The 12,992-nt window shown below is 65.1% G+C and carries 11 protein-coding genes; 7 read left to right on the forward strand and 4 right to left on the reverse strand.

Annotated features, from left to right (window positions below; genetic code table 11):
- Positions 1-66 precede the first annotated feature (66 nt).
- Positions 67-732, reverse strand: coding sequence for a helix-turn-helix domain-containing protein (locus D2N39_RS04295; protein ID WP_119133944.1), 666 nt, complete (start codon positions 730-732; stop codon positions 67-69).
- Between the two features lie 273 nt (positions 733-1,005).
- On the opposite strand from D2N39_RS04295, the gene D2N39_RS04300 reads away from it, so the two are divergent.
- Positions 1,006-2,334 carry an aspartate aminotransferase family protein gene (locus D2N39_RS04300; protein WP_119133549.1) on the forward strand — a complete coding sequence of 443 codons (1,329 nt, stop codon included), beginning with the start codon at positions 1,006-1,008 and terminating at the stop codon, positions 2,332-2,334.
- Positions 2,331-3,089: a BKACE family enzyme gene (locus D2N39_RS04305; RefSeq protein WP_119133550.1), complete on the forward strand. Its 759-nt coding sequence runs from the start codon at positions 2,331-2,333 to the stop codon at positions 3,087-3,089. The genes D2N39_RS04300 and D2N39_RS04305 overlap by 4 nt, the downstream gene beginning before the upstream one ends.
- On the opposite strand, the gene D2N39_RS04310 is transcribed toward D2N39_RS04305, so the two are convergent.
- Both D2N39_RS04310 and D2N39_RS04315 read right to left on the reverse strand, forming a co-directional pair.
- On the reverse strand, positions 3,086-3,853 hold the full coding sequence (locus D2N39_RS04310) for an inositol monophosphatase family protein (RefSeq protein ID WP_119133551.1): 768 nt from the start codon (positions 3,851-3,853) through the stop codon (positions 3,086-3,088). The two genes, D2N39_RS04305 and D2N39_RS04310, sit on opposite strands and share 4 nt — an antisense overlap.
- A gap of 2 nt (positions 3,854-3,855) precedes the next feature.
- The gene (locus tag D2N39_RS04315) at positions 3,856-4,656 is read right to left on the reverse strand and encodes a DeoR/GlpR family DNA-binding transcription regulator (protein WP_119133552.1); all 801 of its coding nucleotides are present in this window, start codon (positions 4,654-4,656) and stop codon (positions 3,856-3,858) included.
- Between the two features lie 185 nt (positions 4,657-4,841).
- Here D2N39_RS04315 and D2N39_RS04320 point away from each other — a divergent pair, with 185 nt between their 5' ends.
- Genes D2N39_RS04320 through D2N39_RS04340 form a run of 5 tightly spaced genes read left to right on the forward strand, consistent with a single transcriptional unit; the run spans position 4,842 to position 12,189 of the window.
- Positions 4,842-5,789, forward strand: a complete 948-nt coding sequence (locus D2N39_RS04320) for an ABC transporter substrate-binding protein (protein ID WP_119133553.1) — start codon at positions 4,842-4,844, stop codon at positions 5,787-5,789.
- A 57-nt stretch (positions 5,790-5,846) separates the two neighbouring features.
- Entirely contained in the window at positions 5,847-6,875 is a 1,029-nt protein-coding gene (locus tag D2N39_RS04325; protein ID WP_119133554.1) for a quaternary amine ABC transporter ATP-binding protein, read from the forward strand.
- The gene (locus D2N39_RS04330; RefSeq protein ID WP_119133555.1) at positions 6,872-8,854 is read left to right on the forward strand and encodes an ABC transporter permease; all 1,983 of its coding nucleotides are present in this window, start codon (positions 6,872-6,874) and stop codon (positions 8,852-8,854) included. The genes D2N39_RS04325 and D2N39_RS04330 overlap by 4 nt, the downstream gene beginning before the upstream one ends.
- On the forward strand, positions 8,847-9,734 hold the full coding sequence (locus D2N39_RS04335; RefSeq protein WP_119133556.1) for a choline kinase family protein: 888 nt from the start codon (positions 8,847-8,849) through the stop codon (positions 9,732-9,734). Before D2N39_RS04330 ends, D2N39_RS04335 begins: the two co-directional genes overlap by 8 nt.
- Before the next feature lie 10 nt (positions 9,735-9,744).
- Positions 9,745-12,189, forward strand: a complete 2,445-nt coding sequence (locus tag D2N39_RS04340; RefSeq protein ID WP_119133557.1) for a GcvT family protein — start codon at positions 9,745-9,747, stop codon at positions 12,187-12,189.
- A gap of 3 nt (positions 12,190-12,192) precedes the next feature.
- Here the strand turns inward: D2N39_RS04340 and D2N39_RS04345 are convergent, their stop codons facing one another.
- Positions 12,193-12,960, reverse strand: a complete 768-nt coding sequence (locus tag D2N39_RS04345; RefSeq protein WP_119133558.1) for a DeoR/GlpR family DNA-binding transcription regulator — start codon at positions 12,958-12,960, stop codon at positions 12,193-12,195.
- Between the last annotated feature and the right edge of the window lie 32 nt (positions 12,961-12,992).

Genomic DNA, 12,992 nt, shown 5'->3' on the forward strand with positions numbered 1-12,992 from the left:
CGCCGAGGCAAATACGAGAAATCGCTTCACGTTTATACTCCCTTGAGGTTTGAAGTCGTCCGCCAGTTATTTGACGGTTGCATCGGGCGCGCCTTCCGGCGCGACGGGTCTGGTGTCGTCCCTTGCAAGGACCGTGGCGGCCTCTTGCGGGATATGGGCGGAGGGCGTCGCGCCATGCAGCATCTTGCCGGTCCACAGCAGGCGGGCCATGCGGTCGCCGGGGTTGGACCATGAATGCGGGTGCTGGCCCAGGTAATGGATGCTGTCGCCTGCGCGCAGCAGGAATTGCTGACCATCCACCACCTGAAGGATCTCGCCCTCCAGCACGAAGATCAGCTCTTCCCCCGCATGCTGGATGGTTTCGGAGGCGTAGCCCGCGGGCACGTTCAGCACGAAGGAGGTCAGTTCATGGCCCGGAAACTCGGCCCCGATCCGTTCATAGATGACGGAAGTGCCGGAAACCGCGAATTGTTGCCGTTCCGAGGCGCGTGTCACGCTGTCGGACTGGCGTGGCGTTGCGATGAAATGTTCGATTCCCACATCCAGCGCCGCCGCGATCTCGGCCAGCGTGCCAAGCGTCGGTGTGGCGTTATCGCGTTCCACCTGGCTGAGATAGCTCACAGAAACACCACAGGCATTGCTGAGCTCCTGCAAGGTCATCGACATCATCTGTCTGCGCTTGCGTATCCGTTGTCCCAAAGCGACGGGCGCGCCTGCGGGTTTTCTTGCCATTGCCGTCCTTGATCGCAGAATCTGGCCCTTGGCAAAGATCATCCGAATTACTGCGACATTGCAACACGAATTTTTGTCTGAGTAAAAATTTAACTCCGATTCGGTCTTTTCCCCGAGGGCAGTCAAAGCGCCGTCTGTCAACCACTGCGGGTGAAAGCCGTGACATCAGCGCGGGCACGGCAAATTGCTTTCCCGCTGGCATTCGCCGTGCCGCCCCCCGATACTCGCGCGGATTCCCATGGGAGGGGAAGGTCAGCGAAAGGGCGGAAAATCATGCCGGGTCATCTGTTCGGGCGCTCGACAAAAGGGACGCTGCCGGTCGCTGTGCGGGGTGAGGGCTGTTATCTGATCGACGCGGCGGGCAAGCGCTATCTCGACGGGTCGGGTGGGGCGGCGGTATCCTGCCTTGGCCATTCCGATGCGGATGTGCGGACGGCGCTGCATGACCAGCTGGATCGGCTCGCCTTCGCCCATACCGGCTTTTTCACATCTGACCCGGCCGAGGCGCTGGCCGACCGGCTGATCGCCCATGCGCCACCGGGGATCGAGCGGGTCTATCTCGTTTCGGGCGGGTCCGAGGCGGTGGAGGCGGCGCTGAAACTCGCGCGACAGTATTTCATGGAAATCGGCCAGCCGCAGCGTCACCGCGTCATTGCGCGGCGGCAAAGCTATCACGGCAATACGCTGGGTGCGCTGGCGGCGGGGGGCAATGCCTGGCGACGCGCGCAATTCGCGCCGCTGCTGGTGGAAACCAGCCATATCGCACCCTGCTACGAATACCGCGACCGCGCGCCGGGTGAGACGGTCGAGGCCTATGGCCTGCGCGTCGCGGATGAGCTGGAGGCCGAAATCATCCGCCTTGGCCCCGAGACGGTGATGGCCTTCATCGCAGAGCCGGTGGTGGGCGCAACTGCCGGGGCGGTGCCTGCTGTGCCCGGCTATTTTCGCCGCATCCGCGAGATCTGCGACCGGCATGGCATCCTGCTGATCCTTGACGAGGTGATGTGCGGCATGGGCCGCACCGGCCATCTGTTCGCCTGTGCGGAGGACGGCGTGGCGCCCGACCTCATCACCATCGCCAAGGGCCTCGGCGCGGGTTATCAGCCCATCGGGGCGCTGCTGACTTCGGGCCGGATCTATGACGCCCTCGCGGCGGGTTCGGGCTTCTTTCAGCATGGGCACACCTACATGGGGCATCCGATGGCGGCAGCGGCGGCGAATGCGGTGCTGGAGGCGATTGTCGGGCGCGGGCTTCTGGCGCGGGTGCGCGAACAGGGCGCGAAGCTGCAAGCGGCGCTGGAGGCGGAACTGGGCCAGCACCCCCATGTCGGTGACATCCGGGGGCGGGGGTTGTTTCGCGGGGTTGAACTGGTGGCGGATCGGGAGACGAAAACCCCTTTCGATCCGGCGCTGAAACTGCATGCCCGCGTCAAGGCGCTGGCCTTTGAGGCCGGGCTGATCTGCTATCCGATGGGCGGCACCATCGACGGCCAGCGCGGCGACCATATCCTGCTCGCGCCGCCCTTCATCATCGAGGATGCGCAGATCGACGAATTGGTAAGCAAACTTTCCGGCGCGATCCGGGGCGCACTGGCGGCATGAGCCTGCCGCGCATCATGGTGGCGCCCAATGGCGCGCGGCTGGGCAAGGCGGATCATCCGGCGCTGCCGGTGACGATTGCCGAAATCGTGGCCTGCGCCGAGGAGTGCCATGCCGCCGGGGCGGCGGGCATTCATGCCCATGTCCGCGATGCGCAGGGTGCGCATGTGCTGGACGCCGGGCTTTACGCGGAACTGATGGCCGAGCTTGCCCGCGCCGTGCCCGCAATGGCGGTGCAGATCACTACCGAGGCGGTGGGGCGTTACACGGCGGCCGAACAACGCGCGCTGGTCATGGCGCTGCGCCCACCCATGGTGTCGGTTGCGCTGCGTGAGATCACCACGGAACCCGACGACCGCCTGACGCGCGCTTTCTACCACGATTGCGCGGGCGCGGGGATCGCGGTGCAGCATATTCTTTATGACGCGGCCGATGTGGACCGGCTGGCCGGCCTGCAAGCTGCGGGCGTGGTGCCGGCGGGCGAAGTGCAAGTGTTGCATGTTCTGGGCCGTTACACGGCGGGTCAGGTTTCGGCCCCTGCCGATCTGACGGAGCCGCTGGCGCGGCAGCGGGCGGCGGGCTTGCAGGCTGACTGGGCAGTCTGCGCCTTCGGCCCGGCGGAAACCGCCTGTCTGGTGGCGGCCGCCGCGCAGGGCGGCAAGGCGCGGATCGGGTTTGAAAACAACCTTCTGAACGCCGATGGCCGCCCGGCCCGCGACAATGCCGACCGCATGCGCGAGTTGGTCGCGGCGCTTTAGGCCGCCAGCAGCGCGATCATCGCATCACGCAACTCCGGCGTCGCGGCGGTGATGACGCGGCCGTCGGATTCCAGCGTCAGCGCCTTGCCCTGCCAGTCGCAGATCAGCCCGCCCGCCGCTTCGACCAGCGCGATCAGCGGCAGATAGTCATAGGGCTGCAAGCCGCAATCCACCACCACGTCGATCTGCCCCGCCGCGACCAGCGCATGCGGGTAGCAATCATAGGCCATGCGGCGGGTATGGCCGACGCGGCAGAGCCGGGCGAAACGGACGGGGTCGGCGGCCTCGATCTTCTCGGCCTCGTTGATATAGACCATGGCCTGCGCCAGATCGCGGGTCTGCCGCACCGCGATGGGCGCACCGTTCAGCGTGGCGCCCTGGCCGCGCGCCCCCGCAAAGGTTTCGTTCAGCGCGGGCATCCGCACCACGCCGATTTGCGGCACGCCCGCCACCAGCCGCCCCAGCAACATGCCGAACAGCGGATGGCCGGTGATGAAGGAGCGCGTGCCGTCGATCGGGTCGATGATCCATGTCGCATCGCTTTGGCCTTCGGTCACGCCATATTCCTCGCCGAAGATGCCGTCCTGCGGAAAGGCCTCGGCCAGTGCGTCGCGGATGAACCGCTCGGTTCCCCGGTCGGCGATGGTGACGGGGCTGTCATCCTCTTTCGCCACCAGTTCCATCGGCTTGCGGAAATGCGCCATCGGAATGGCGCTGGCGCGTTCGGCGATGGCGATGGCCTGTGCCAGCAGGGTCTGGGTCATGGTCACTTTCCTTCAGCGGGCATGTCGGCAGCGACACAGACCGAGACGCCCCAGCCGACGGCGGCGGCGGCGATGTCACCGGGCGGCGCCGCGTCGCAGACCAGCAGGTCGATCTCGGTCGGGTCGCCCAGCGAGACGGGGGCGATACGGTGGAACTTGCGCATGTCGGCGGCGACGATGCAACGGGTCGCGCGCCGCATCATGGTGCGGGTCAGCCGCGCCTCTGACAGATCGGAGAACAGGAACCCCCGCTCTGGACAGATGCCTGAGGTGGACAGGATCGCCAGATCCAGCATGAAATATTCCAGAAACCCCAGCGCCTCGGGGCCGAAGGCGCCGCCATCGTTGGCGCGCAGCTCTCCCCCGGCAAAGAACACGCGGTTGCCGTTGCGCGTGGCCAGCTTGTAGGCGACAGCCACCGAATTCGTCACGATGGTCAGCCCGCGATGGGCATGCAGCGCATCGGCGATGAAACTGGTGGTGGAGCCGACATCCAGAAACAGCGATGTGCCGTCGGCCACCATGCCCGCCACTACGCCTGCGATGCGGCGCTTTGGTTCGGCCTGTTCCATCAGCCGGGTTTGCAGATCGGCCTCCACCGCATGTTCGACCAGTCGCGCGCCGCCATGCAGCTTTTCCACCAACCCGCCCTTGGCCAGCCTGCGCAGGTTGCGGCGGATGGTTTCGTCCGAAACGTCAAGCTCATGCGCAAGGCTTTGCACCCGCGCGGCGCCACCCGCGCGGCGCAAGGCGTGCAGGATTTCGGTCTGTCGGTGGTTCGAGGCGGGGTCGAGGTCGCTCATGCAGGCTTCCGAATGCGGGACTCTGGCGAAAGATTAACCATCTGGCACACATAAATCCACATTAATGGTGGATTAGTGATCGTATATGTTGAAATTATGTTGCCATGTGTTGAGTTGCTGTTACCGTTTCTTCAGCGCCTGATTCAGTGGGTGCCAATACAATCGAAAAACACAGGGAGTCCGACATGAAGAAGACGGTGTTCACGCCTGTAGCACTCGCATTGTCGGCCGCGCTCGCTGCGGGTGCGGCTTCGGCCGAGGTGGAAAGCAACGATCCGATCAAGATCACAACGCATGACTGGTCTGGCCAGATCATCAGCGCGACGCTGATGGGCGAGGTGCTGAAGAAGGCGGGGTACAATGTCGAATATGTGCAGGCCGACTATCTGGCGCAGTTCGCGGGGCTGAAGACCGGCGATCTGGATCTGGCGATGGAGATCTGGGCGACCACCGGCCAAGAAGCGCTGGACGAGGCCGTCGCCTCGGGCGGGGTGGTGAACTTCGGCGAGAGCGGCATGAAGGCGAAAGAGGAATGGTGGTATCCGTCCTATATGGAGGAAACCTGCCCCGGCTTGCCCGACTGGAAGGCGCTGCGCGATTGCGCCGAGGCGTTCTCGACCGCCGAAACCGCGCCGAAGGGGCGCTATCTGGGTGGTCCGGTCACCTGGGGCGGTTTCGACGAGGAACGGGTCGAGGCGCTGGAGATGGATTTCGAGGTGGTCCACGCCGGAACCGATGCCGCGCTGTTTGCCGAACTGCAATCGGCCTATGAACGCAAGGCACCCATCGTGCTCTGGCTCTATTCCCCGCATTGGGCGCCCGAGAAATACGAGGGCAAATATGTCGAATTCCCGCCCTATGAATCGGCCTGCTACACCGATCCGGCCTGGGGCGAAAACCCGGATGCCGCCTATGACTGCGGCAAGCCGACTGGCCCGATCTGGAAAGCCGGCTGGGCGGGGCTGGAAGGCAAATGGCCGGGCGCGGCAAAGATCATCCGTGCCTTCCACATCGAAAACCCGGAAATGGGCGAGATGATCTACAAGGTCGATGTGGATGGCGCCGAGATCCCGGCGGTCGTGGCCGAATGGATGGGCGCCCATGAATCCGTCTGGCAAGGCTGGCTGAAGTAACGGCCCGTCGGGGGGCGTCTGCCCCCCGTCCTTCCCCTCTGCCCGAACCGGACCGCCATGGAACAGCCGATCATCCTTGAATGCCGCAATGTCTGGAAGCTTTACGGCGCGCAGGCAGACAGCTTTCTGCAAACCCACGGCATGCAGCCCACGCCCGAGGCGCTGCGCCGCGCCAATATCGTCAGCGCGGTGCGCAATGTCGATGTGACCATCCGCAAGGGTGAAATCTTCGTCATCATGGGTCTGTCGGGATCGGGCAAATCGACGCTGGTGCGCTGCCTTGCCCGACTGATCGACTCGACGGCCGGGGAAATCCGGTTCGAGGGGCGTGACCTTCTGGCCATGTCGGGCCCGGAGCTGATTGCGCTGCGGCGGCACAAGATGGGGATGGTATTCCAGCATTTTGCGCTGTTGCCGCATCTGACCGCGCTGGAAAACGCGGCCTTCCCGCTGGAGGTGCAGGGTATCGACCGCAAGACCCGGCTGGAGCGCGCCATGCAGGTGATGGAACTTGTCGGGCTGAAAGGGCGCGAGAACCGCTATCCGCACGAGCTTTCGGGCGGGCAGCAGCAGCGCGTCGGGATTGCGCGATCCCTGATCGTCGAGCCCGATCTGTGGTTTCTGGATGAACCCTTCTCGGCGCTGGACCCGCTGATCCGGCGCGAGATGCAGGATGAATTGCTGCGCCTTCAGGCGCGGTTGCACAAGACTATCGTCTTCATCACCCATGACTTCGACGAGGCGATCCGTCTGGCCGACCGCATCGCGGTGATGCGCGACGGCGCAATCGTGCAGACTGCCACGCCCGAAGAACTGGTGCTGAACCCTGCCGACGATTACGTCGCCGAATTCACCCAGCACATCCCGCGCGCCAAGGTGGTGCGGCTCGGCACGGCAGCGAAACCGCTGGGGCCGGGGCCGTTTGCCGGTGATCTGACTGCAAGTCTGCGCGTGGCCGAAGCCGCCGACCGGATCGAGGCCGCCGACCTGCCGTTCCGCGTGCTGGCCGCGGATGGCGCGCCCATGGGCCAGATCGACGGCCGCACCGTCATTGACATCCTGATCGGCCGCGAGGTCGCGCGATGAGGCGCTGGCGCCCGGCCGATCTTCTGTTCTGGGGTGGGCTTGCGCTGGTGACGCTGGTGCTGTCGCTGGCCTCGAAACAGATCGGCGTGGCGACAGGCTGGAAATGGCTGACCAAATTCCCCAAAGGCTGGGAGTTGCATGCCGACCGCGCGATTTCGGCGGCGATGAAATGGCTGGTCGAGGATGCGGCCCTTGGCCCCCTGCGGTTCCGCGATCTGACGCGGCTGCTGTCGGCGCTGGTCGAGGCGCCCTATTTCGTGCTGCGCGATTTCCTGATCGACGGGTTCCAGATCGGGCAGGGCCAGCAGGCGGTGCCGGTGCTGCCCCATGTCAGCTGGCTGGTCGTGGTGCTGGGCTTCGGCCTTCTGGCGCATCGGGCGGGGGGCTTCCGGCTGGCGGCGCTGGTGGTGGCAAGCTTTCTTTACCTTCTGCTGTTCGGGCTGTGGGAAAGTGCCATGGTCACGCTGGCCTCGGTCGCCATCGCGGTGCCGTTGGGTGTGGGGCTGGGCATTCTGCTGGGTATCGCCGCCTTCCGGTTTCGCTGGGTTGATATGGCGCTGCGCCCGGTTCTTGATCTCATGCAGACCGTGCCGGTTTTCGCCTATCTGGTGCCGATCCTGTTCCTGTTCGGTTTCGGCGCCATGTCGGCACTTGTGGCGACGATCATCTATGCCATGCCGCCCATGGTGCGGATCACCACTCTGGGCCTGCGCGGCGTGCCGGAAGAAATTGTCGAGGCCGGGCGCATGTCGGGCTGCACCCCGCGCCAGAACCTGTGGAAGGTGCGGCTGCCTGCGGCGCGGGGCATGCTGATGGTCGGCGTCAATCAGGTGATCATGCTGACGCTGAACATGGTCATCATCGCCTCGATGATCGGGGCGGGGGGATTGGGCTATCAGGTGCTGACCGCGCTGCGCAAGCTGGACGTGGGCGCGGGCGTAGAGGCCGGGTTTGGCATCGTCATCCTTGCCGTGGCGCTGGACCGGCTGAGCCAGGCCATCGCGCGGCGCAGCCCGGCGGTGCCGGCCGAAGGGGGCTGGATCGCCCGCCACCCGCGCAGCCTTGCGCTGCTGGCGGTGCTGCTGGTCAGCTACCCGCTGGGCGCGCTGCTGCCCGCGCTGAACAGCTTTCCCGAAAGCTGGCAACTTAGCACCGGCAGCTTCTGGCAGGAGGTGATTTCATGGATCAACCTCAACCTCTATGACCAGATCGAGGCGGTGAAAGTCTTTGCCCTGACCTGGGTTCTGGTGCCGGTGAAGCTGTTCCTGCTGGGCATTCCGTGGGTCTGGGGGCTGGTGCTGGCCTTCGCGATTCCTGCGAAGATCGGGGGCTGGCGGCTGGGGCTGATGGGCCTTGCCATGGCCAGCTTCATCGCGGCAAGCGGCCTCTGGCCCGAGGCGATGATCACGCTTTACCTTTGCGGCGTCTCCGTCGTCATCGCCATGCTGATCGGCGTGCCGCTAGGCGTCTGGGCCGGACAGAACGCGCAGGCCAATGCCGTGCTCACGCTGGTCATCGACACGCTTCAGACCCTGCCGACCTTCATTTATCTGATCCCGGTGGTCATGCTGTTCCGGGTCGGTGATTTTTCGGCCATGATTGCGGTCGTGCTTTATGCCGTGGTGCCCGCCGTGCGTTATGCCGCCCATGGCATTCGCAGCATCGACAGCCAGCTTGTCGAGGCGGGGCTGGTTTCTGGCTGCACGCCACGGCAGCTTTTGTGGAAGGTGAAGCTGCCGCTGGCCATGCCCTCGATCCTGCTGGGCCTGAACCAGACCATCATGCTGGCGCTGTCGATGCTGGTCATCACCGCGCTGGTCGGCACCCGCGACCTTGGGCAGGAGGTCTATATCGCGCTGACCAAGGCCAATGTCGGCAAGGGTGTGGTCGCCGGTCTGGCGGTGGCCTTCCTCGCCATCATGAGCGACCGGATCATCACCGCCGCAGTGAACCGCAAGAGGGGGGAGGACCATGCCTGAGACGCTGCAACAGCTTCTGGATCGTGCGGCGGCGCTGCCCTGTTTCACCGCGCCGACACGGGTGGCGCCGCTGGAGGGTGGCAAGACCAACCTCAACCTGCTGGTCGAGGATGGCGGCGCGCGTTTCGTGGTGCGCTTCGGTGCCGACATTCCCGAACATGGCATCCTGCGCTGGAACGAACTGGCGGTGTCGCGCGCGGCCGAGGCGGCAGGCATCGGCCCCGCCGTGCGCCATGCCGCGCCGGGGGTGATGGTGGTGGATTTCGTGGAGGCCCGGCCGCTGACATCCGGGGACCGCGCCGACCCCGCCACGATCCCCGCACTGGCCGATCTGCTGCGCCGGGTGCATCACGATGTCTTTGCCCGGCTGGATGGCCCTGTCCTGTCGTTCTGGGTGTTCCATATCCTGCGCGATTATGCCCGGCGGCTGTCTGCCAACGACTCGGCCCATATCGCGATCCTGCCCGGCCTGATGGATCAGGCGGCGGCGCTGGAGGCCGCCATCGGCCCCACCCCCACGGTGCTGGGCCATAACGACCTGCTGCCGGGCAACATCCTGAAGGGCGATGGCCGGTTCTGGCTGATCGACTGGGAATATGCGGGTCTCGGTAGCCCGCTGTTCGATCTGGGCGGGATCGCCTCGAACAACGGCTTTACCGGGGCCGAAGAACTGGCACTGCTGGCCGCTTACCACGGTCAGCCGGTCAGCGATGCGCTGTGGCGGCAATATACCGCGATGAAATGCGCCTCTCTCCTGCGCGAAACGCTGTGGAGCATGGTCAGCGAACTGACCTCGGCGCTGGATTTCGACTACGGCGCCTATACCGCCGAAAACCTTGCCGCCTTCCGCGCGGCCTATCACGCTTATCAATCCCTGTGAGGACTTTGTGATGACCAGCCTTCCTTCATCCTCAAAGGTCGTGATCGTCGGCGGCGGTATCGTCGGCTGCTCGACCGCCTACCATCTGGCCAAGATGGGCGTCGAGGTCGTGCTGCTGGAACGCAAGAAGCTGACCTCGGGCACCACCTTCCACGCGGCGGGCCTTGTTGGTCAGGCGCGCAGCAATGCGAACGTGACGCAGTTGCTGGGCTATTCCATCGACCTTTACAAGAAGCTGGAGGCCGAGACGGGGCAGGCGACCGGATGGAAGATGAACGGCGGGCTGCGGCTGGCCTGCAACGAGGAACGCTGGACCGAGGTGAAGCGGCAGGCGACCACGGCGCATAGCTTCGGGCTGGACATGCAGCTTCTGTCGCCGCAGGAGGCGCAGGATCTGTGGCCGCTGATGGACATCGGCGATGTCGTCGGCGCTGCTTTCCTGCCGACCGACGGGCAGGCCAACCCGTCCGACATCACGCTGTCGCTGGCCAAGGGTGCGCGCATGGCCGGGGCGCAGATCTTCGAAGATGTGAAGGTGCTTTCGGTGGACATCCAGAACGGGGTGATCCGGGGTGTCGTCACCGAACAGGGCCGCATCGACTGTGAAAAGGTCGTGGTCTGCGCCGGCATGTGGACGCGCCCCTTCTGCGCCGCGCATGGGGTGAACGTGCCGCTGGTGCCGGTGGAGCACCAGTATATCGTCACCGAACGGATCGAGGGCGTCACCTCTACCCTGCCCACGCTGCGCGACCCTGATCGCCTGACCTACTGGAAGGAAGAGGTCGGCGGGCTGGTGATGGGCGGCTACGAGCCGAACCCGAAGCTCTGGCGTGACGGATCGCTGCCGCCGGGGTTCCATTACACGCTGCTGGACAATGACTTCGACCATTTCACCCCGATCATGGAACTGGCGCTGGGCCGTGTGCCCGCGCTGGAGCGGGCAGGCGTGAAACAGATGATCAACGGGCCGGAAAGCTTTACCCCCGACGGGATGTTCATTCTGGGCGAGGCGCCCGAGCAGCGGAATTTCTTCGTCGGTGCCGGGTTCAACGCCTTCGGCATCGCCTCGGGTGGCGGGGCGGGCATGGCGCTGGCGGAATGGGTGGCCAAGGGGCAGGCCCCCTTTGACCTCTGGCCCGCCGACATCCGCCGCTTCGGCCGGCCCCATTTCGATACCGACTGGATTCGCAGCCGGACCTATGAGGCTTACGGCAAGCACTACACGATGGCCTGGCCCAGCGAGGAACACCATTCGGCCCGGCCCTGCCGCAAATCGCCGCTTTACGACACGCTGAAGGCCGATGGCGCGGTGTTCGGCGAAAAGCTTGGCTGGGAACGGCCGAACTGGTTCGCCGATCTGGCGGCAGGCGAGGGGCAGGCGGATGTCTACACCTTCCAGCGGCCGAACTGGCATGATGCGGTGGGCCGCGAACATCGCGCCTGCCGCGAGGCGGCGGTGCTGTTCGACCAGACCTCTTTCGCCAAATTCGCGCTGAAAGGCCCGGATGCCGAGGCCGCGCTGCAATGGATCGCCGCCAATGACGTGGGTCGTCCCGTCGGCAGCCTGACCTATACCCAGATGCTGAACGACCGGGGCGGGATCGAGGCCGATCTGACCGTGGTGCGCCGCGCGCGGGATGAATATTACATCGTTACCGGCACCGGCTTTGCCACCCGTGATTTCGACTGGATTTCGCGCAATATCCCCGCCGGGATGAATGCGCAGCTGTTCGACATCACCTCTGCCCATGCGGTGCTGTCACTGATGGGACCGCGCGCGCGCGACATCCTGCAAGCGGTGACGCGGGCAGATGTGTCGAACGCCGCTTTCCCCTTCGGCACGGCCCAAACCATTGGTATCGCGGGCTGTCCGGTGCTGGCGATGCGGGTCACCTATGTGGGTGAGTTGGGCTGGGAGCTGCATTTCCCGGTGGAATATGCCAGCGCCGTCTATGCCGCGCTGCACAAGGCGGGCGCGGCGCATGGGCTGCGCAATGCGGGTTATCGCGCCATTGAAACCCTGCGTCTGGAAAAGGGTTATCGCGCCTGGGGCGCCGAGATCGGGCCGGACCACACGCCGGACGAGGCAGGTCTTGGCTGGGCGGTGAAGCTGAAGAAAGACATCCCCTTCCGGGGCCGCGAGGCGGTGGCGACGCAACGCGCGACTGGTGTGCGCAAGATGATGGCGACCTTCACAACCGCGCCAGATGTCATCCTCAGCGGCCGCGAGACGATCTACCGCGATGGGACGCGTGTCGGCTGGCTCAGTTCCGGCGGGTTCGGCCATACGCTCGGTCTGTCCATCGGCATGGGCTATGTCCGCAATCCCGAGGGCGTGACCACCGATTATGTGCTGTCGGGCCGCTATGAGCTTGAGGTGGCAACGGTGCGTGTGCCTGCCGAGGTCAGCCTTGCCCCGCTGTATGACCCGAAGATGCTGCGGGTGAAGGGCTGAGGTTCAGGCGCCGCTCTGGCAGGTTGTCAGCCGGAACGGCGCCAGAACGGCCGCAAATTCGGGGGCGGGGGGCTGATCGGTGACGATCCGGCTGTCGGGTGCCAGCGGCACCTGAAAGGCGCTGGGCGGGCGGCGCCCTTCGGTGAATTTGGAATGATCCACCGCCATGATCGTGCCTTCGGCAATCGCCTGCATGGCATCGGCAATATCCGCCTCGCATTGCTCGAACGCCAGAAAACCGCGCCGCGGATCGACGGCCGAGGCAGACAGGATACAGCGCCCGACGCGCATCCGTTCAATGGTGGCAAAGGCCTGCCGGTCGTAGGCGGCGCCGTCATGGTCGCGCAGCTGGCTGCCCGCCATATAGACCTTGTTCCCCGGCACGGTGGCCAGCGTCGAGGCGACGAAGGTGGAATTTGTCACCACTGTCAGATTGCGCCGGATCTGCAAGGCCTGCGCGATGAAGCCCGAGGTCGATCCGGTGTCGATGGCAAGGCTTTCCCCGTCCTGCACCATGGCGGCGACAGATGTGGCGATGGCGGTCTTTTCCTGCCGCATCAACAGCATGCGGGCATGATAGGGCGCATCCACCGGCTTTTCCACCGCGACGATGGCGCCATGGACCTTGCGCACCTTGCCCGCATCTACCAGCGGCTTGATGACCCGGCGGATGGTCTGGTCCGACACGCCCAGCAGATCGGACAGCTCGCCAACAGAAATCGACCCGCGCAGCGAGACCGCATTTTCGATCTGATAGGCATATCTGGTCATTGCTGCCGTTATCCGCCAGAACGGGCCGGCTT

This window comes from Gemmobacter lutimaris (assembly GCF_003570715.1).
Classification (GTDB): Bacteria; Pseudomonadota; Alphaproteobacteria; order Rhodobacterales; family Rhodobacteraceae; genus Gemmobacter; species Gemmobacter lutimaris.